Raw genomic sequence first — 20417 nt, 5'->3', positions numbered from 1 at the left:
TTTCTCGTTTTTTTAATATTCTTATGCTACCAAACATCTTTCCTCAAAAGGAAGACCATCTTCGTCAATAGCTACTAAAATCTTTTTTTGTTTTGAAGCTTCAAAGGTTAAATACAGCCACGCAAATGACCATAAACCTAGAGTTAAACAAAAAATCAAAAAATTTAAACTGTGATTAACTACTTTTCCTCCTTTTGATAAGACTGCGAAAAGCAATTCATCATTTCTTTCTTCTAAAGTAAATCCATTATGAACTTTGTTTGAAATCATATTAGAAAATACTTGCATGCTTTGTTCCGGGCTGAGATGATTGTACTTCATAATTTCTAATCTACAATTAATTCTGGTTACACTTTTATTCGTAATTTCCTGCAAAAATACTTAATTCTAAAAAATAAAAAAACACTTATATTTAATCATTTTATTAGAAAAAAAACTGCAATTAAGGGAAAGTAGTGCTAAACTTTCATGTTAAAGTTAATTTTTATTCAATTAATTACAAAGTATTCAAGTGTTAAAGTTTTAAATTTAATCACTTGCTATCAATTATTTAACCTTTATTTTTAAAATTAAAAACAGGAGCTTCGTAATCTTCTTTTAAATAATTAGGCGGAATTGTAGTGGTATTCCCGTCTCGTAGAGCACCATAATGTGGTGACATAATCTCTATACCAGCAGTATTAAAAGAATCCTGAATATTCTGATGAAGCGAGGAATAAATACGAGGCTGTTTTGTAGGTTCTTTTGTATAAACATTAATCTGATATGAAACATAAAAATCATCGAGACTCGTTTGCAGAACAAACGGTTTTGGCTCTTTTTCTATCATTTCAGTATTTAGAGCCGCATCTATCAGAGCGGCATATATATCTTTCCAAGGAACATCATATCCAATTGTTACTGTTGTATGAATTAACAATCCGTTTGTGGACTGATTTGTGTTTGCTGAATAATTGGTAGAAGTACTCGATAAAACGGTAGCATTTGGAATCGTAATATCTTCAAATTTTGGCGTTCTAATTCTGGTAACCAAGGCAGTTTTTTCAATTACTTCTCCGCTTACCTCTCCAATTTTAATATAATCCCCAATTTTAAATGGACGCATGTATGTAATAACCAAACCTGCAACCATATTCGCAATGGCATTGGAAGAACCAAGCGAGAATAATACTCCGACAAATACCGAAACTCCCTTGAAAATAGGCGAATCTGAACCTGGCAAATACGGAAAAATTATTACCAGCATGAAAGCGTACATTAGAAGCCTGATGATATTAAATGTCGGTAATGCCCAATCACTATAAAAACCATCAATTTTAATGTTTTCTGATTTTATTTCATAAAAGAAAAACTTAATTACCTTAAGTGAGTATTTAAAAATAATGATAATTACTATGATAGTAAATAGGCTTGGAAGAAAACCAACAAATCCCATAAAAGCAGATTTTGCTGGCGTCAAAATCCATTTTAGCAATGTTGTAGTATAATCTTTTGTCGCTGGAAAAATACTGAACAAGACAGGAAGCGACAGATAAACAATTAAAATAAGCGTTATAATTTTTACAAAACCAAAAAACCGAAGCAATAAAGACTGCTGTTTTCCTGGAGATAATATCTTAATTGAATTGTAACTTACCCCTTTAAAATATTTTGCCCTGTTTTTTACGATATAACCTTTTATATAATTGAAGACTTTCGATATCAAAAATAAAACCAATCCAATTATAAGAGTCAATAGCACCGTGTAACCAATTCGCTTAGGAAGTTGTGAATAGTTTTCATTCTGATAAATTATTGCACTTTTAATCTTACCCAGATTACGCTTGGCAATATTCTCTACAGTACTATTTTCTGCTTTTGCATCAGCATCAAAAACAGACATGATAACCAGATCGCTTTGGTAAATAATATCCATAGAAGCATCTGAAGGAACAATCTTTATAGAATCTTTTTCAAAAAAAGATTCGTTATAAAGTCTTTTAATTTTATTGGCAATATATTCTGCCCGTTCTTTTGCAGAAAAAGAACCTACATTATGATATACTAGAAAAAGTGTATCGTTAAAAGGCTTTACAGGATAACCTTTTAATTTTACTGTCACTGCTTCTTTTTCAGAATTTTTCAGATTTTTGGTCTGGGCCATTACTGAAAAAGAAAACAAAACAAAAAAGAAAGCTAATAAACTGAGTACTTTTATTTTCATATTCTATTAGAAATAAATTAGTTATCCTTTCTAACAAATATAAAAACAAAAAAGATACGATTTTTAAATTACCTTCTTTTTTACAGAAAAATCAGATCAAATTTTAAAACCTAATTTTTTGAAAATTGAATCAATAACATTATTAATATCTGGTGAAATCTTAAACTTATAATTCAAGTACAGATATAAAATAGTTACTAATATTGATTTTAAAGCAATACTGATTAATTGAAAAAATGGGAATTCCCAGAAATAAAACAATAAAAACAATGCAAAGGTTAGGAGCATCGAATGAATAGTCTGTTTTGTAAAAGGGTATAAATGAAGTTTTTTCACCACAAAAAGCAGTTTTGCCAAACTATATAAAGTAATCGATAAAAGTGTTGCAAAGGCAGAACCAAAAATCCCGAAAATCGGAATAAATATCATGTTTAGAATTACAGTTAGAACAACAAGCATTAATCCTAAATACAATACCATACGGTAATATTTGGTATTAAAAATAATAGCATTATTATTGCCTAAAATCAAGTCAAAATACTTAGAAAGACCAATCATAAATACAACTGAAATACCTCCGCTGTACTCTTTTGGAACCAATTCATACAATTGATGAATGTTCACAAAAATACACAGCATTACAAATCCGCCGACGATCTGTAAGTTAATTGACGTCTTTTTGTACAGTAGATTTAATTCATCGTGTTTGTTTTCATGCATTAACTTTGCTGTGATCGGATACACAATCTGATGCATGGCACGGCTCGGCACCGAAATAACCAAAGCGATATAAGTAGCGACTGAATAATATGCAATATTTTCAATCTTCATGTATTGATTCAGCATCAGCTTATCTCCATCTAGAAGCAAATTGGCAACGCTTCCTGACAAGATAATATAAAAAGTATACTCCATTACACTTTTTACATTTTCTGGTATTGTAATCTGGAAATTAGGCTTTTTAATGTAAAATGCATAAAACATTGTGACAATAAAAGCCAGAAAATAAATACCTGCCGTTACATAAACAAACTCAACCAAACTGATCCAGTTGAAATACAATCCGATCAAAGCAAATGTAGAAAGCAATCTTAAGCCAACTTCCTTTATAAAATTTCCAAAAACAGAATGCATATGCACTCTCGCCCAAGCGTAAAATATCTCGAAATAGGCCATGCATATTCCAATAAACGGAATAAGGAGCATGAACTCACGAACAACTGGGTTCTCTTTAGAAACAAAATCGGTTATATCGTCGTAGAAGAAGATGCCGATAAGTCCTAACGGAATACACATTAAAATGGGAAACAGTGCTGTAAAAGACAAAAACTGCTCTCTTTCTTCTTCTGTTTCATACTGCGAATAAAATTTTACAAGCGTATTCTGCATTCCGATTGCAAACAAAGGCATAATTACGTTTGCTGCGGATGTAACATAATTAGTTAATGCATAATAAGTTGCCCCAAGAAAAACGGGATAAAGGTATAATGTATTAATGGCTCCGATACCAAAACCAATGTATGTAATTATAGTGTTTTTAAAAGACTGATTTAAGACAATACCCATTTCTTGAGTTTAGATTGTATTTTATTTTTAAATGATTATCCTCTAATCAGCTGTGCTAATTGTTTGGTTAGGTTTTTTCTTGAATATTGCTGTAAACCAATTCCATGCGATTGTAATTTCCCTTCCAAAAACTGATTAAAAAAGTCCAAAATTACACTTTTTAATTTCGCTTTCTCAGAATAATCAAAAAATACTCCTGTATTGGTCTGCGTAACGATATCGGCAAAGTCTGAACCTTGAGGCCCAATAGCGATTATTGGACGGTTTGAGACCATATATTCGAACAATTTCCCTGGAATAATGCTTTTAGTATCTTCAGAATTAATTTCTATTAAAAGCAAAACCTGAGATTTTCGTTGATGCGCAACGGCTTCTTTGTGAGAAACGTAACCCACCAAATTCAAATAATCATTTAACTGATTTTCTTGAATAGCATCTAGAACTTCTTGGCTTACTGCTCCAATTAATTTTATTTCTAAATGTGTCTTAAATTCTGGAACTTCTTGCAACAACTCAACTAAAACTTCCCATAAAAATGGCGGATTTCTATCGGACAAAAATGAACCGATATGGGCTAAAGTGAATTTAGTGTCTAGCGTCTGTTTTTCGACAGTTTCAACATCATAACCGTTTGTAATTACCGTAATTGGCTTATTGGTAATAGCCTCAAATTCAGCTTTTGTAGTTTTGCTTGTTACAATGATTTCGTCTGCAGAATTAAGCACTTTGCGTTCTAAGTTCTTATGTTCTTTTTCGGCATAAGAAGATAAACGAAGCGCTTTGTGATACCCAATTGTCGTCCAAGGATCACGGAAATCGGCAAACCATTTTACTTTTAATTTCTGTTGTAATTCTAAACCAATTAAGTGTAAACTGTGTGGCGGTCCAGAAGTTACAATGGTATCAATATTATTTTCCTTAATGTATTTTTCTAAATAAGAAACGGATGGTTTTACCCAAAACACACGTGCATCTGGAATAAAAAGATTTCCTCTAACCCAAAGAAATGTTTTATCCAGAAAAGTTTGTTTTTTCTTTTGCGGAAAAATCCCAGAACTGATTTTCTTGGTTTTATTTTTTGAAAAAATAGAAGCCAATTGATATGGCTCCCAAATTTTATTCTTTAGAACGATTACTTTATCTGATATTTCACTTACCAAACCTTCATCAACAATTGGATAAGTCGGGTTTTCTGGAACATAAACTATTGGCTGAACATCAAATTCTGGCAGATATTTTACAAATTTTAGCCAACGTTGTACACCAGGCCCCCCCGCAGGTGGAAAATAATAGGTAATTATTAAAAGTTTTTTTTGTTCCATATTTAAATTACACAGAGATTCACAAAGTCAACACTGAGTATCGCAAAGATTTTTTTTTTAATTATTTTGAGTATCTCTGTGACTTTTTTGCGAATCTTTGCGGTAGAATTTCTCAAAATAAATCCCTCCAGCTAAAAGCAATAGCATTCCAATTGAGCTTATTAACGTAATGGTTCCTCCAGTTTTAATAATCTGAGGCTCGAATTTAAATTCAATAGTATGTTTTCCTGCAGGGATTTCCATAGCTCTTAAAACATAATCAACAGGGAAATGATCTGTCAATTTTCCATCAATATAAGCGTTCCAGCCATTTTTATAATACATTTCAGAGAAAACAGCTAAACCGTCTCCATTATTTTCTGATTTGTATTTGATATAATTTGGCTTATAAGTAACAACTTTAATTGTTCCTGTTGTATCAAAAGCTTTCTTTAATCTCGCATTTTGGAATTTACTTTCATGCTCGTGAACATTGAAAACTGCTACTTTTTTGGTATCCAAAGTATTCAACGCTTTCATTACATCGTCAGGTTTGTTTACCAGTTTTACCGATTCTACAAACCAAGCATTTCCATTAGCATCTGGATTAACAGCAGGAATTTGATTTCCGTCTTTATCCACTTGAATTACATACTTAACATTCAACATATTAAGCACTTCCAGATTATTTTTAGCGATTTGGTAATCGTACAATTGCTGCATTCTTCTTGGTCTTACAGCACTATAACCTCCAATAGTTTTATGGAAGTATGAAGATCTTCCTTGCAATTGCCCTTGAAGATCAAATACACGGTAAACTGAAGTATCTTTTAAAATTTGTGCATCTGCCTGCGTTTCTTGGAAAGGAGCCGCTATCTGAACCGGGCTTACAAAATCTTTGGCAGAAACGTATTTTTTATCTACAAAGAATAAATCAAAAATCATTACTAATCCAACTACAACTAAAGTAGTTGTTTGAGAGAATTTATTCTTTACAAACATCCAAAGCACTACAAATGTCACTATAATTAAGAATCCAGATCTTAGTAAATCTGCATAATACATCGTCATTCTGTCTTCTTTTAAAGCATCAACGAAACCTGGCCCGTAACTTTCTAAGAAATATTGATCACTAGTTCCTGTAAAATGGAAGAAACTTTTAGCTATTAGCAAAATAACAAGTATTCCTAAACCAAAAACGCCTGTTTGCACTAATGCTTTTTGCTGCAATTTTGGCTCATCTTTAGCTTTAAAGAATGATTGTAATCCCATAACGGCTAAAACAGGGAAACATAATTCTAAAATAACCTGAATTGAAGATACAGCTCTAAATTTATCGTAAAGAGGAACATATTCTATAAAAAAGTTGGTCAATAAAGAGAAGTTTTTCCCCCAAGAAAGCACCAAAGTAAAAAGTGCTCCGGTAAGAAAAACATATTTAATCTTTCTTTCGTCTATAAATAAAGCTAAAACTGCTAAAAAGAAAACTACAGCTCCAATATAAGCTGGTGCAGAAACGATTGGCTGATCTCCCCAATACGTTGGCATTCCAGAAACAAAATCCTGAGCTTGAGATGCAGGAACTCCCTGCTCAAGCATAAATGCATACATGCGGCTATCTGTACCCACGTTTTCGTGACTTGAACCTCCAAAAATTCTTGGTGCAATTAAATTTAAACTTTCTGCAATACCATAACTATATTCTGTAATATAATCTGTAGTCATAGAAGCAGTCGTTTCATTTTTAGATCCGTCTGGATTAAAAGTCAACTCGCTTTTATCTCTGATACTGTATTTAGCATATTCGTTGGTTGCCATTAAATTACCTGCATTGGCACCTAAGGCAAAAATCCCTGCAACTAATAAAACTCCACAAGAAATTAGAAGTCCTTTAAAATCTTTTTCTTTAATAAAATTGTAAGCATAATAACCTGAAAGTATCAATAAGAAAATCAATAAATAATAGGTCATTTGGAAGTGATTGGCACTAATTTCTAGTGCTACGGCAAACATGGTGAGCAGACCTCCCTTAATGTACTTCTTCTGAAAGACGAGTATAAAACCAGCAATCACTAAAGGCATATAGGCAATAGCATGCGCTTTAGCATTATGCCCAACCCCTAAAATAATGATCATATAAGTAGATAAACCAAAGGCAATTGAACCTATAAAGGCTTTTAAAGGATCTGTTTTTAAAACCAATAATAAGCCATAAAAACCAAGGAAATATAAAAATAAGTAATCTGCAGGACGCGGAAGAAAACGCAGTACGTCATCAACTTTACCAATAAAATCGTTCGGATAATTTGCTCCAAGCTGATAGGTTGGCATACCTCCAAAAGCAGAGTTTGTCCAATAAGGTTCAGCATTTTCCGTTGCTCTAAAATCGTTTTGCTCTTTTGCCATTCCGGTGTATTGAGCAATATCAGACTGGAAGATTTGTTTTCCTTGCAGAACTGGATAAAAATAAATTAACGAAACAAAAATAAAGCCCAAGATAACAAGGGCATGCGGATAGAACTTATTTACTATTTTCAATTTTGGCTAGTTTGGGTTAAAATGAATCCTAAATTTTCAGGACACAAATCTAATCTATTTCTTCGTAATCAACATACTCTCCCACTTTTTTGGTTTCGCGAGGGTTTTTAGCATTAGCGGTATTAATGATTATTTCATCATTATTATTTGTATATTGTTTGTTCTGATACGTATTGCTTTGATTATACTGCTGTTGCTGTCTTTGAAAATTTTCACTAGCATTTTCTACCGCCTTTTTTACCAATACTGGCAAAAAGATTCTAGCTAAAAATTTAAAAATGTAATAAAAAGCTATAACCCACATGATGGTCTTAAACAAACCTGAAAATGATGCTTCTTGCATAACTATATATTTTTTTCCAAAATTAATAAATCCATTCCTTAAAAATAAAATATGAATCTTAAATAAATAATAAAATATGTACATTTGAAATGCGTTATTATTTTTTAATCCAAAAAAAATTATATGTCCAAAATTAAAAACTTACTTGCCCCGGTACTTTTTTTTATTCCACAACTGTTTTTTGCACAATACACTGATGTTATTAATTCCAACCGCCCAGGAGAAACCATGTCAGCATATGCTGTCGGAAAATCTGTAATTCAGGCCGAACTTGGTGTTTATGGCATTAAAGAAAAACACGATTTATTAGATTATGATGCCAGCGGATTTGGTACAGATTTAACCCTAAGATATGGCGCTTTTTTAGAACAGCTAGAGTTTGTTGTAGATTTACAATATCAGACAGAAAACTTTGATACTCCGTATACTAGTTACAAAAAGAATAATTTCAGACAAACGGTTTTAGGAGCTAAATATCTTATTTATGATCCATACAAAAACTATAAGAGAGAAGTAAACATTTACAGCTATAGAGCCAATCGTAATTTTCAATGGCGCGAATTAATTCCAGCGGTTTCGGTTTTTGCTGGAGCTAATTTTGTTGGCGCAAATAATCCTTACTATTTTTCTCCAGATGGCGAAATTTCACCTAAAGTTTCGTTGATCACGCAAAACTTGCTAGGAGGCGGATCTTGGGTGTTTGTAACTAATATTTTTGCAGATTATATCAGTACAGACTATCCAAGTTACGGATATATATTAACTTTGACGCACGGATTCAATGATAGATGGTCTGGTTTTATTGAAAACCAAGGACATAAAAGTGATTTTTATAGCGATTCAATCCTTCGTGCAGGAGCTGCTTTTTTGCTGTCTTCGAATATGCAGGTTGATGCTTCTATAAGCACAAATTTCAAAAACACACCATCTATTGTATATGGAGGCGTTGGTGTATCATGGCGTTATGACGGATGGTACAAAGAAAAACAAATTGAAAACAAAGCGGCAGATAGAGCTAAAAAGAATCCTGACAACGAGAAAAAAGTTGATTATCAGGAAAAAGAAAGAAAACGTAAAGCAAAATACGAATAAAACATACATAACTAGATCCTTTTTAAGGACTATTAATACCACCTAATGATTACAATTAAAGAAGCCAAAAGCAAGAAAGAATTAACCGAATACATCAAATTTCCTTTCTCATTATACAAGGATAATCCGTATTGGGTACCACCTATTATTTCAGATGAGTTGGAATCTTTTGACAAAACCAAAAATCCTGCATTTGATAATGCTGAAGCTTATTTTTATCTAGCATACAGAGACAATAAAATTGTTGGGCGTATTACTGCCATTATCAATTGGTCTGAAGTAAATAATCAGCATAAAAGAAAAGTTCGCTTTGGATGGTTTGATGTAATTGATGATATTGAAGTCACAAAAGCTCTGCTCGAAAAAGTCTATGAATTAGGAAGAAAACACAACTTAGAGCATGCTGAAGGCCCAATGGGATTCTCGAATCTAGATAAAGTTGGTGTTCTTACTGAAGGTTTTGATCAAGTAGGAACCATGATTACATGGTATAATCACGAATATTATGTGAGACATTTTGAGGAATTAGGCTTTCAAGTTGAAAAGCAATATATTGAGAGTATATTTCCTTTTTCTAATGTTAAACCAGAATTCTTTCAAAAGGCGCAAGAGTTAATCAAGAAACGTTACGGATTAAAAGCGCTTAATTTTACCAAAACAAAAGACATTATGCCTCACGTGGACAAAATGTTTGATTTGTTTAACGAATCTTATGAAAAACTTGCCTCGTTTGTAGCCATTTCTGATGTTCAAAAAGAGTATTTTAAAAAGAAATACATCAGCTTCATTAATCCAGAGTACATCAAATTTGTAGTGGATAAAGACGATAATTTGGTTGCTTTCAGCATTGTAATGCCGAGTTTTGTTGAAGCTTTGCAAAAAATAAGAGGGAAATTATTCCCTTTTGGTTTTCTGCAATTATTAAAAGCGAGAAAACACAGTAAAGATGTTGTTTTCTACCTTATCGGAGTTCATCCTGAGTATCAAAATAAAGGGGTAACGGCTATTATTTTTGATGAATATTACAAAACGTTTTCTGCTAAAGGAATCCAAACTTGTATTAGAACTCCAGAATTATTAGAAAATAATGCCATCCATTTGCTTTGGAAAAACTTTAACCCTATTATTCACTGTCAGAGAAAGACTTATTTGAAGAATCTTTAATTTTAGTTTTCAGTCGCAGTCGAAGTTTTCAGTTTCAGAAAATTAACTATAAAAAAAATCCATTCGCCCCCAAACGAATGGATTTTTCACTTTTATAAAACACATCATTACTCAACTTTACAATCTACTTTTACTAAAGTATTTTTTGCATCAAATTTAAGCTTTGATTTATCTTTAAAAGAAACCTTATTATTAGCGGTTACCACATCGCCGTATCCTTCAATAAAAGTTCCGTCTTTTTGCAGAAAAGCAACTTCTCTTACAGATGAAACTCCTTCCGAATTAAAGGTATAATCAGCAATTAAAGTATCACCTTTCATGTTCCCGATTAAGGTTCCTTCGTTTTTATCTTTTCCAACTAGATTATAGCTAAGTTTTCCGTTTACTTCCTGATGAGAGTTAACATTAAAACTCATTTCTATAATACTTCCGTTAAATCGCCAAGCATAACATTGATCTCCCGCAGGCTCTACAAGTTCAGCTTCTTTTGGCGGACTTGGTGTAATTTGTACTGGCTCTATCGTCGTTGTTTCTTTTTTGCAAGAAGCAAAAACCGACAGGGAAAGTACAGCTATTAGTGTTAGTACTTTTTTCATAATTCTTTATTTTTATTTTGTGATTATGACATAAAGTTACCTTAAATAAAAAAAAATCCATTCGTAGAACAAATGGATTTTTTTACATAATTCCCACTTAAGGAAATCTATTTTTCTAAGAACTTACGAAACGTCAACAGTTGTACGTTCAGCAATTTCTTTATAAGTTCCGTTAACTAATTTCTCACGGATCGCTTCAAATGCTGTTAAAGTCTCTTCGATATCGGCTAAAGTATGAGAGGCAGTTGGAATCATTCTTAACAAAATAATTCCTTTTGGAATAACTGGATAAACCACAATAGAAAGGAAAATTCCGTAATTTTCTCTCAAATCGTTTACCATTACCATTGCTTCCGGAATACTTCCTTCTAAGTAAACTGGCGTAATACAAGTATTGGTATCTCCAATGTTAAATCCTTTTTCTTTAAGACCGCTTTGCAATGCATTTACGTTTTCCCAAAGTTTGTCTTTAATTGCAGAAGATTTACGCAATAACTCTAAACGCTTTAAAGAACCAATTGTTTGAATCATTGGTAAAGCTTTAGCAAACATTTGAGAACGTAAATTATATTTCAAGTAATCAATAACTGTTTTATCAGCCGCTACGAAAGCACCAATGTTAGCCATAGATTTTGCAAAAGTAGAGAAGTAAACATCAATTTGATCTTGAACTCCTTGCTCCTCACCTGCTCCAGCACCAGTTTTACCTAAAGTACCAAAACCGTGAGCATCATCTACTAATAATCTGAAATTGTATTTTTTCTTTAATTCAGCAATTTCTTTTAATTTTCCTTGCTGTCCGCGCATTCCGAAAACACCTTCAGTAATAAATAAAATACCTCCGCCTGTTTCTTCTGCCATTTTAGTAGCACGCTGCAGGTTTTTCTCCATACTTTCCAAATCATTGTGTTTGTATGTGAAACGTTTACCCATATGCAAACGAACACCATCAATGATACAAGCATGTGAATCTACATCATAAACAATAATGTCATTTTTAGTAACCAAAGCATCAATGATAGACACCATTCCTTGGTAACCAAAATTTAATAAATAAGCAGATTCTTTCATTACGAACTCTGCTAATTCATTCTCTAATTGTTCGTGGTACGTAGTGTGTCCAGACATCATACGAGCTCCCATCGGATACGCTGCACCAAATTGAATTGCTGCATCAGTATCTGCCTGACGAACTTCTGGATGATTAGCTAAACCTAAATAATCATTTAAACTCCAGTTTAAAATATTTTTTCCGTGAAATTGCATTCTAGGACCCAACTCTCCTTCTAACTTTGGGAAAACATAATAACCTTCTGCTTGAGAAGCCCATTTTCCTAAAGGTCCTTTATTGTCCTGAATTCTTTCGAATAAATCTTTTACCATAATATATGTAGTAATTTTTTTTACTTAATCAGCGAGCAAAAATAATCATTATTAATTTAAAATGAAGAGCCTCAATTATTTTTATTAAAAAATATTCTGCTAGAAAAGAAATATAAGATTTTACATCTATTTATTTAATCTCCAAAAAGCTCTTTAGCTCTGTAATTATGTAAAAACATGATTAATATCATAATAAAGGACAAAGAAGTCTTTTATTTTTGTTTAGAAATTTAAAGCAAAACTAAATCTAAATATATTATGAAAAGAACTAACAAAACCTGGATTAAAACGAGCTTTCTTATCTGCTCTTTATTTACGCTGCTAATTTTAGGAAGCTGCAAAAAAAATGAAGACAAGTCGTATGCAAATATTATGACTGAAGGCGAAATGGATGCCGAACTTACAGCTCCTCCTCATGTTCCTAAACCAGTCGGAAGCAGAACAGCGATGAAACTGAAACTAAACATGGAAATTAAAGAACAAGAAGGAACAATGACTGACGGTGTAAAATATACCTATTGGACATTTGGAGGTTCTGTTCCAGGAAGCTTTATTAGAACTCGCGTTGGCGACGAAGTAGAATTTCACTTAAAAAACCATCCCGATAACAAACTGCCTCACAATATCGATTTACACGCTGTAACTGGCCCGGGAGGTGGAGCAACCTCATCTCTTGTAGCTCCAGGACACGAAAAAGTATTCAGCTTTAAAGTTATAAATCCTGGATTGTATGTTTATCACTGTGCTACTGCTCCTGTGGGAATGCACATTGCAAATGGTATGTACGGATTAATTTTGGTTGAACCAGAAGGCGGACTTCCTCCTGTTGATAAAGAATACTATGTAATGCAGGGTGATTTTTATACTCAAGGCGAATATGGTGCAAAAGGTCTTCAGCCGTTTGACATGAATAAGGCGGTTAAAGAAACTCCTGATTATGTTGTATTTAATGGAAAAGTTGGTGCTTTAACAAATGGTGGTGAATTAACCGCAAAAGTTGGCGAAACTGTTCGTTTGTTTGTTGGAAATGGCGGACCAAATTTAGTTTCTTCTTTTCACGTTATTGGAGAAATATTTGACAATGTGCATGTTGAAGGTGGAAGTACAGTAAATAAAAATGTTCAGACTACTTTAATTCCTGCTGGTGGTGCGGCAATTGTCGATTTTAAAGTAGAAACTCCGGGAACTTTTATTCTGGTTGATCACTCTATTTTTAGAGCATTTAATAAAGGGGCTTTGGGAATGCTTAAAGTTGAAGGAAAAGAAAATAAAAACATTTACTCAGGAACCATTCAAGAGGGTATTTACTTGCCTGAGGGCGGAACAATACAAAAAATGCCTGGAACGGCAGCAACAAAAGTTACTGTTCCGAAACGTACTGCTGAAGAGAAAGTTAAAATTGGTAAAGAAATCTTTGGAACAACATGTTTCGCTTGCCACCAATCTGAAGGACAAGGAATTCCAAGTACTTTTCCTCCTCTAGCAAAATCAGATTATTTAAATGCCGATTCTAAACGTGCAATTAAAACAATTCTTCATGGTTTGACTGGAGAAGTAACCGTTAATGGTAAAAAATACAACAACGTAATGCCTGCTCAGAATTTATCTGATGATGAAATTGCAAATGTATTGACTTACATTTATAATAGCTGGGGTAACAACAAAACAGAAGTCACACCAGAAATGGTTAAAGCTTTAAGATAACAGCAAAACTCCTAGAATGAAAAAATACATTTTCATACTTACAATTTTCTTTTTCTCTGCGGTTAGTGTCATGAAGGCTCAGGAAAAAGGGATGGCATTCATAAAAGAGGGATCTTATGTCCCTCTTTATGGAGCTGTTTCTCAAAAACCTGTTATAGTAAAACCTTTTTACATAGACATTTATCCTGTAACCAATAGTGAGTTTTTAGAATTCGTCAAAAAAAATCCTTCTTATCAAAAATCTAAGATTAAAGGAATTTTCGCTGATAAAAGCTATTTGTCTTATTGGACAACTGATTTTGATTTTGGAAATGCCAATCCTAAATCGCCAGTAACAAGTGTATCTTGGTTTGCAGCAAAAAAGTACTGTGAATGTCAAGGAAAACGATTAGCGACAATGGATGAATGGGAATATGTAGCAATGGCCGACACCAGAAAAGTCGATGCACGGACCAAAAAAGAATTCAACGAATATATTTTGTCTTGGTATGAGAAATCGAGAACGTATGAAAATGAAATTGGAAAAACTTTTAAAAATTATTGGGGAGTTTATGACATGCATGGTTTAGTTTGGGAATGGACTTCTGATTTCAACAGTATCTTTTTATCAGGAGAGTCGAGAAAAGATAAAAGCACCGATAAAAACCTCTTCTGCGGAAGCGGATCTGTAAATGCATCCGATTTAATGGATTATGCCGCATTTATGCGATATGCGTTCAGAGGAAGCTTGAAAGCACAGTATTCTACAAGAAATCTTGGATTTAGATGTGCCAGCACGACAAAACCGAAAATCTAATTTAAAATTATTTTATAATGAAAAAAATAGCATTTGCTTTTCTTCTCTTATTCTCGCTTTACAGTTGCAAAGAGTCTGATAAAAAAGAAGTAAAAGCAGAAACAAAAAAGGAAATCAGCGATTTATCAATTTACAACCTACCTTCTAAATGGACAACACAAGATGGAAAAGATATTGAATTAAAATCACTTAGAGGAAATGTTTTGGTAATGGTGATGATTTATACCAGTTGCAAATCGGCTTGCCCTAGATTAGTTGCCGATATGCGGGATATAGAATCAAAACTGGAGAAAAAGACCAAACAACATGTCAAATTGATTTTGGTTAGTATTGATCCTAATACAGATACGCCCGAAAGATTAAAATCGTTTGCAATTGAAAATAAAATGAATCAAGATCCTTGGATTTTCCTTCGTTCAACTGAAGAAAACACTCGTGAATTTGCAGCAGTTTTAGCTGTCAATTATAAAAAAATCTCTCCGATAGATTTCTCACATTCGAACATTATTAGCGTTTTCAATCCTGAAGGCGAATTAATTTTTCAACAAGAAGGTTTAGGTGTAAATAATGAAAAAACAATTGAAGCAATAAATTTGGAAGCAGGAAAGATATAGATATTTAAATAGGTTAATTAGTAAAAACAAGAGTAGGTTTAGAAATAAATTGACTCTTGTTTTTTATTTAAATCGAACTTCTATCATTAAATTTATGATTTAGAAAAGTTTGACTTCCTGCAAGGTTTCAAAAACCTTGTAGGTATCTAAACATTCAAAAGATAAAGCCTACAAGGTTTTTGAAACCTTGCAGGAAAGAAAATTTATTTTAGATATCATAATCAAAACCAATCCCAAAACCAAAAGAATACTAAAAATCAAAATACTTTGAAAATATCCTAGAATACTTCCTTTTCCAAAAAAGAAAAACCAGCCTTGCAGAAACAATAAAACTTCGGTTGAAATATATCCAAAAATAAAGCACTTCACTCCTATTTTCAATATTGAAGAATCAGCAGAAAGCATTTTATTCTGCAATAGAATTCCAAACAAAAATCCTGTTATAATTCCTAAAGTGGTCAAATGAATAAATCCGATTACAAAATTTCTGATTTGATGTGAAACTTCTGCCAGATTAGGAAAAAGAGTTAGCAATTGAATTCCTACTTTCAAAAACAAAGAACATAATGCCAAACCATAAACTATTTTAGTCGATTTATCTAAAGTACTTTTGAAATGATTTATTTGTGGTTGTAGCATTTTATAGAAATAAATAAAAGCTCCTAATTGCATTAAAACTCCCAAACCATTGATATAACTCAAAATATCATTTTCTATAAACCAGCGAACTGGAAAACAAACTGTCAATAGCGTAGAAACAACCATTAGAAAATAAAACTTCTTAAACTTTACCTCATCAATTTTATTTTGAAATTGTTTTAAAAACAAAGCTAAAATTGCCAGTATAAACCAGCCATTAAATTGAAAATGGAGAAAAAACTGAATCGCAATTTGATAAAAAGCGCTTTGTTTTCCTAACGTGCTTACAGCTGGTCCGAGGCACCAAACTCCACAAGTTGACAAAATCATAAATAGAATCGAAACCGACAAAAGTCTTTGCGATGGAGATTTATCTCTTAAACTATCTTTCCAAACCAAACGGCAAAAAACATAACTGAGTAAAATATGCATTGTCGAAAAAATAATGGAAAACAAAGCATAGCCCTGAATTGGAAAAGCGATCATCATTCCAATAACAGAAAATTCTGTCAGCCAAAATAAACGATTATAAATAGGTTTCTGCCTTTTTTCTTTCGGAATAAAAAAATGAACAATTAAAAAATAAACGATCAAATAAACCCAGCCTAACATGGCAACATGCGAATGTGCATGAAGCAGAAAACTATAGTTTAGAAAATCTAAAGAAAACAAATACATAAACCGCATTAACAATCCGAACACGCAAGCAATCAGAAAATTAAAAAAACAGCACAGTATCCACGTTTTTTGAGAATTCATATTGCAACTTTTTAAAAATAAAAACATCGATAATTATCATATTAGGAGATTATTACCGATGTTTTTTCAACTATTAAAATTAACCTTTTATTCTACTTCAACAAAGTCTTTTTCTAAAGCCACAGCTTTTGGAAACAAAATATTATTTTCCAAATGAATGTGTTTATGCAAATCTGCTTCAAACTCTTTTAGCATTGCAAAAGTTACTCTGTAAGTTGTGCAAGCATCTGCTGGTGGAGTGTAATTATCTGTCAACGCAGCTATTTCTCTAAATCGCTCGCCTTCATTATCGTGTTCGTGCATCATCATAGCAATCGGATTTGAAACTGTCCCGAAAGATGGCTGAGATAAAATTCCGTCAGACTCTTTTGTTTTCACCATTCTTTTTACAAATGGAAACAAAACCAATTCTTCTTTTTTCATGTGCTGAGATAATTCTCCTGCACAGCCAATAAACAGTTCGTTTATTTTAAATAATTCTGGATGATTTGCGCCGTGCACTTTGCATAATTTATCTAAAAACAGAAGTAAAACGTTAGTTTTTTCTTCTACATAACGGTGATGCGTTTTCTCAATATAATCTGCCAATAAATCTAAGGGCCATGAATTAAAATCAATTGTTCCGCTGTTTTCTGATTGCACAACTTGCAATACATTTTCTAATAAAGTATCGGCATCAATATTTTGTTTTTCGCATACTTCAGTAACTGTTCGGTTTCCTTTGCAGCAAAAATCTATTCTATATTTTGAAAATACTGCAGCCGTTCTAAAATCTTCAGCTACAAACGATCCTATTGTTTTGTTTTTTAAATTTTCCATGATAATCAATATTATATTTTGTGTGTTTTATTTTTTGTTTTTTAATGTCAGTTCAAATACAAACCAAGCCATTGTAATAAATCCGATTCCGAAAATAGAATCTCCAATTGCACGAAGCCATTTTAAAGTAATCATTGTAGGCTGCTGCATTAATTCTGATGAACGAGCGTACCACATTCCGTGATTAATGCTCTCAATTGCCTGCCAAACTCCAATTGGCAATAAGCTCAAAATTGCCATTAGGAATAAACCAATATTCAAAGACCAAAAAGTAATTTTTAGCAGTTTAGTATTCCAGCTTACATTTCGGTATAAACTTCTTAATACAAATAGTACCAAACCTATTCCCAACATTCCGTACACTCCAAACAATGCGGTATGTCCGTGTAAAGGCGTTGTATTTAAACCTTGCACATAATACAATGCAATTGGCGGATTAATGATGAACCCGAAGATTCCGGCGCCAAGGAAATTCCAAAAGGCCACAGAAATCATAAAGTAAATTGGCCATTTGTAATCGGCAATCCATTGCGTTGATTTTGAGATTTTATAGTTTTGATAGGCCTCAAATCCGATTAAAGTCAGCGGAACCACTTCTAAAGCACTAAATGTTGCTCCCAAAGCCATAATTGCTGTTGGCGTTCCTGAGAAATACAAGTGATGGAATGTTCCTAAAATACCTCCAGACATGAAAATAATGGTTGCAAAAAGTACATTTAAAGTAGCAGTTTTCGTTTTTAATAATCCCAAACGAACAAACAGAAACGCAATTACAACTGTTGCAAATACTTCAAAGAATCCTTCAACCCAAAGGTGAACTACCCACCATCTCCAATATTCGGCAATTGCTAAATTGGTTTGTCTTCCCCACATTAATCCTGCTCCGTAGAACATGGCAATTGCAGTACAAGAAACTAAGAACAATATGATTAGGTTTTTCTCTTCTGTTTTTTTCTTTAAAACTGGAAGTAACGGACGAATCATTAAAGCCAACCATAAAAACAGTCCAACTAAAAGGAAAATCTGCCAGAAACGACCTAAATCAACATATTCGTAACCTTGATGTCCGAACCAGAAATTCTGAACCAAATTCAGTTTTTGCATAACACCAAACCATTGTCCAGCCATTGAGCCTAAAACAATAATCAAAAGCGCAATAAACAGAAAGTTGATACCAAAACACTGAAATTTAGGATCTTTACCCGAAACTGCTGGAGCAATATATAATCCTGTTGCTAGCCAAGCTGTTGCAATCCAGAAAATTGCCAATTGCGTGTGCCATGTACGTGTTACGGCATAAGGCAGGATTTTATCTATCGGGAATCCATACAAACCATTCCCTTCCACTCCATAATGCGCTGTTATAATTCCGAAAACCATTTGTAAAACCATCAGCAGACTCACAATCCAGAAATACTTGGTCACCAAGCCCATAGATTTTGTTTTGCCTTGCTTAATAAGCGGATCTTCTTTTGGAAGCGGAAATTCTTCCTCTTCACCAGATTTTGCATGATAGAAAACTAAGATTCCAACACTTAAAATCAATAAAATAATACTTACTCCAGACCAAGCTAAAAGCTCTGTAGTGGCAGTATTCCCAACCAATTCATCTGACGGCCAATTGTGTGTATACGAAATATCTCCATCAGGACGGTTGGTAACGGTTGCCCAAGTTGCCCAGAAGAAAAAAGCATTCATTTTATGCATTCTTTCAACATCTTTAATCGAGTTTTTCGGAATCGCATATTCTTCTCTCAACTTATCAAATTGAGGATCATTTGTAAAAAGACCTTTATAATACCCGCTTAAATACTCAATCGCAGCCAAACGGTTTTCAGAAATGGTAAGCACTCCTGTTTCAGCATCATATCTATTGGTTCTTAAATCTTTCTGAAGACGAACCTTTAGAGCCGATTGTTTTTCGGCATCCAATTCATCATATTTTTGATTAAAATCTTTCTTTGCGTAGATACCCAATATAAAAACAGCCTCTCTATGAAGCCAATCTGCGGTCCAGTCTGGGGCCACATAGGCGCCGTGTCCCCAGATAGATCCCACTTCCTGGCCACCTATACTTTGCCAGATATTTTGTCCGTCTTTAATTTCGCTTTCGCTAAAGACAACTTTACCAGAATCGGTTACTATTTCTTTTGGAACTGGCGGTGCCTGCTGATAGATCTCGTAACCGTAATAACCTAGCACGGCAAATGAAATACTCATTACCAATGCAAAAACTATCCATAATTTTTTTTCTCTTTTCATTTCTTTTGGGGGGAAATTGATCAATAAAAGACAAAATTATCTTTTATTTGTTTTTAAAAAAACTCCAAACCTATTTACAGCATTTGGAGTTTATGTTATTTACTCAACAATTAATACACCTTTCATCATGGCTACGTGACCAGGGAAAGAGCAAATAAATGGGTATGATCCTTTTTTATCAATTGTAAACTCGATTGTGTCTTCTTCTCCACCACCAATTAATTTAGTGTGTGCAATGATTGAAGCTTTTTCAGATTCAGGAATATAATCAGTCGCTTTGGCATCATTAGCTTTTAAAGCAAAAGCAGCTTGATCTGTTCCTTCTTGTAAAATCACTAAATTGTGTCCCATTGCTTCTTTTGGAATTTTACCAACGTGTTTCAAAGTCAATTTGATTGGTTTTCCAGCAACAGCTTTCAATTCACTTGTATTAAACTGCATTTGGTCATTTCCTTCAATAACTAAAACATTTTCCTCTGTCGGAGCAGCTGTTGGAGCTGGTTCACCTTCAGTAGATGTTTCGGTTGTTACTGTTGATTCAGCTGGAGCTGTTTCTTTTTTACCACAAGAAGTAACTGCTAAAAATCCCATCAGGATTAATACTGAAATTTTGGTTTTTGTATTCATTTTTAAGATAT

17 protein-coding genes are annotated in these 20417 nt (G+C 33.2%); 5 read left to right on the top strand and 12 right to left on the bottom strand.

Annotation, left to right across the window (positions count from 1 at the left end; translation table 11 throughout):
* Positions 1-21 precede the first annotated feature (21 nt).
* The 6 genes from NCC77_RS09870 to NCC77_RS09845 form a co-directional block, all read right to left on the bottom strand.
* Complete coding sequence (locus NCC77_RS09870; protein WP_250835417.1) at positions 22-321, bottom strand: DUF8108 domain-containing protein; 300 nt, start codon at positions 319-321, stop codon at positions 22-24.
* 229 nt (positions 322-550) lie between these two features.
* Complete coding sequence (locus tag NCC77_RS09865; RefSeq protein ID WP_250835416.1) at positions 551-2203, bottom strand: mechanosensitive ion channel family protein; 1653 nt, start codon at positions 2201-2203, stop codon at positions 551-553.
* A gap of 96 nt (positions 2204-2299) precedes the next feature.
* On the bottom strand, positions 2300-3769 hold the full coding sequence (locus NCC77_RS09860; RefSeq protein ID WP_250835415.1) for an oligosaccharide flippase family protein: 1470 nt from the start codon (positions 3767-3769) through the stop codon (positions 2300-2302).
* Positions 3770-3804: 35 nt separating this feature from the next.
* Positions 3805-5091 (bottom strand): glycosyltransferase family 4 protein, encoded by a 1287-nt coding sequence (locus NCC77_RS09855; protein WP_250835414.1) that lies wholly within the window; start codon positions 5089-5091, stop codon positions 3805-3807.
* A 57-nt stretch (positions 5092-5148) separates the two neighbouring features.
* A complete protein-coding gene (locus NCC77_RS09850) occupies positions 5149-7608 on the bottom strand; it encodes a YfhO family protein (protein ID WP_250835413.1) in 2460 nt (819 codons plus the stop codon).
* A 49-nt stretch (positions 7609-7657) separates the two neighbouring features.
* A complete protein-coding gene (locus NCC77_RS09845; RefSeq protein ID WP_177210233.1) occupies positions 7658-7951 on the bottom strand; it encodes a DUF4834 family protein in 294 nt (97 codons plus the stop codon).
* A gap of 123 nt (positions 7952-8074) precedes the next feature.
* Here NCC77_RS09845 and NCC77_RS09840 point away from each other — a divergent pair, with 123 nt between their 5' ends.
* Complete coding sequence (locus NCC77_RS09840) at positions 8075-9043, top strand: transporter (protein WP_250835412.1); 969 nt, start codon at positions 8075-8077, stop codon at positions 9041-9043.
* Positions 9044-9088: 45 nt separating this feature from the next.
* Positions 9089-10207 (top strand): GTP cyclohydrolase, encoded by a 1119-nt coding sequence (locus NCC77_RS09835; RefSeq protein ID WP_250835411.1) that lies wholly within the window; start codon positions 9089-9091, stop codon positions 10205-10207.
* 107 nt (positions 10208-10314) lie between these two features.
* Here NCC77_RS09835 and NCC77_RS09830 read toward each other — a convergent pair whose 3' ends face one another.
* Complete coding sequence (locus tag NCC77_RS09830) at positions 10315-10803, bottom strand: hypothetical protein (protein ID WP_250835410.1); 489 nt, start codon at positions 10801-10803, stop codon at positions 10315-10317.
* Between the two features lie 123 nt (positions 10804-10926).
* On the bottom strand, positions 10927-12186 hold the full coding sequence (gene capB / locus NCC77_RS09825; protein WP_095929960.1) for a cysteate-C-fatty acyltransferase: 1260 nt from the start codon (positions 12184-12186) through the stop codon (positions 10927-10929).
* A gap of 258 nt (positions 12187-12444) precedes the next feature.
* On the opposite strand from capB, the gene nirK reads away from it, so the two are divergent.
* From nirK to NCC77_RS09810, 3 genes are read left to right on the top strand one after another with little or no spacing between them, the layout of a single operon-like run.
* Positions 12445-13890: a copper-containing nitrite reductase gene (gene nirK / locus NCC77_RS09820; protein WP_250835409.1), complete on the top strand. Its 1446-nt coding sequence runs from the start codon at positions 12445-12447 to the stop codon at positions 13888-13890.
* 16 nt (positions 13891-13906) lie between these two features.
* A complete protein-coding gene (locus NCC77_RS09815) occupies positions 13907-14686 on the top strand; it encodes a formylglycine-generating enzyme family protein (RefSeq protein ID WP_250835408.1) in 780 nt (259 codons plus the stop codon).
* Between the two features lie 17 nt (positions 14687-14703).
* A complete protein-coding gene (locus NCC77_RS09810) occupies positions 14704-15300 on the top strand; it encodes an SCO family protein (protein ID WP_250835407.1) in 597 nt (198 codons plus the stop codon).
* 168 nt (positions 15301-15468) lie between these two features.
* On the opposite strand, the gene NCC77_RS09805 is transcribed toward NCC77_RS09810, so the two are convergent.
* From NCC77_RS09805 to azu, 4 genes are all read right to left on the bottom strand, one after another.
* The gene (locus NCC77_RS09805) at positions 15469-16698 is read right to left on the bottom strand and encodes a hypothetical protein (RefSeq protein ID WP_250835406.1); all 1230 of its coding nucleotides are present in this window, start codon (positions 16696-16698) and stop codon (positions 15469-15471) included.
* An 87-nt stretch (positions 16699-16785) separates the two neighbouring features.
* A complete protein-coding gene (gene ric, locus NCC77_RS09800; protein ID WP_250835405.1) occupies positions 16786-17517 on the bottom strand; it encodes an iron-sulfur cluster repair di-iron protein in 732 nt (243 codons plus the stop codon).
* A 27-nt stretch (positions 17518-17544) separates the two neighbouring features.
* A complete protein-coding gene (locus tag NCC77_RS09795; protein WP_250835404.1) occupies positions 17545-19779 on the bottom strand; it encodes a nitric-oxide reductase large subunit in 2235 nt (744 codons plus the stop codon).
* A gap of 99 nt (positions 19780-19878) precedes the next feature.
* Positions 19879-20406: an azurin gene (gene azu, locus NCC77_RS09790; RefSeq protein WP_250835403.1), complete on the bottom strand. Its 528-nt coding sequence runs from the start codon at positions 20404-20406 to the stop codon at positions 19879-19881.
* Positions 20407-20417: the final 11 nt, after the last annotated feature.

Origin of the sequence: Flavobacterium tyrosinilyticum (genome assembly GCF_023656565.1) — a bacterium.
Lineage (GTDB): Bacteria > Bacteroidota > Bacteroidia > Flavobacteriales > Flavobacteriaceae > Flavobacterium > Flavobacterium tyrosinilyticum.
The sequence above is the reverse complement of the archived record's forward strand: the minus strand, read 5'-3'. Positions and strand labels throughout refer to the sequence as shown.

Bases quoted from the DNA above. Each gene is read 5' to 3' on its own strand.
- azu (WP_250835403.1), bottom strand. From the start codon at position 20,406: ATGAATACAAAAACCAAAATTTCAGTATTAATCCTGATGGGATTTTTA.
- NCC77_RS09855 (WP_250835414.1), bottom strand. From the start codon at position 5,091: ATGGAACAAAAAAAACTTTTAATAATTACCTATTATTTTCCACCTGCG.
- NCC77_RS09815 (WP_250835408.1), top strand. From the start codon at position 13,907: ATGAAAAAATACATTTTCATACTTACAATTTTCTTTTTCTCTGCGGTT.
- NCC77_RS09830 (WP_250835410.1), bottom strand. From the start codon at position 10,803: ATGAAAAAAGTACTAACACTAATAGCTGTACTTTCCCTGTCGGTTTTT.
- NCC77_RS09840 (WP_250835412.1), top strand. From the start codon at position 8,075: ATGTCCAAAATTAAAAACTTACTTGCCCCGGTACTTTTTTTTATTCCA.
- nirK (WP_250835409.1), top strand. From the start codon at position 12,445: ATGAAAAGAACTAACAAAACCTGGATTAAAACGAGCTTTCTTATCTGC.
- NCC77_RS09870 (WP_250835417.1), bottom strand. From the start codon at position 321: ATGAAGTACAATCATCTCAGCCCGGAACAAAGCATGCAAGTATTTTCT.
- capB (WP_095929960.1), bottom strand. From the start codon at position 12,186: ATGGTAAAAGATTTATTCGAAAGAATTCAGGACAATAAAGGACCTTTA.
- NCC77_RS09805 (WP_250835406.1), bottom strand. From the start codon at position 16,698: ATGAATTCTCAAAAAACGTGGATACTGTGCTGTTTTTTTAATTTTCTG.
- NCC77_RS09835 (WP_250835411.1), top strand. From the start codon at position 9,089: ATGATTACAATTAAAGAAGCCAAAAGCAAGAAAGAATTAACCGAATAC.
- NCC77_RS09860 (WP_250835415.1), bottom strand. From the start codon at position 3,769: ATGGGTATTGTCTTAAATCAGTCTTTTAAAAACACTATAATTACATAC.
- NCC77_RS09865 (WP_250835416.1), bottom strand. From the start codon at position 2,203: ATGAAAATAAAAGTACTCAGTTTATTAGCTTTCTTTTTTGTTTTGTTT.
- NCC77_RS09810 (WP_250835407.1), top strand. From the start codon at position 14,704: ATGAAAAAAATAGCATTTGCTTTTCTTCTCTTATTCTCGCTTTACAGT.
- ric (WP_250835405.1), bottom strand. From the start codon at position 17,517: ATGGAAAATTTAAAAAACAAAACAATAGGATCGTTTGTAGCTGAAGAT.
- NCC77_RS09795 (WP_250835404.1), bottom strand. From the start codon at position 19,779: ATGAAAAGAGAAAAAAAATTATGGATAGTTTTTGCATTGGTAATGAGT.
- NCC77_RS09845 (WP_177210233.1), bottom strand. From the start codon at position 7,951: ATGCAAGAAGCATCATTTTCAGGTTTGTTTAAGACCATCATGTGGGTT.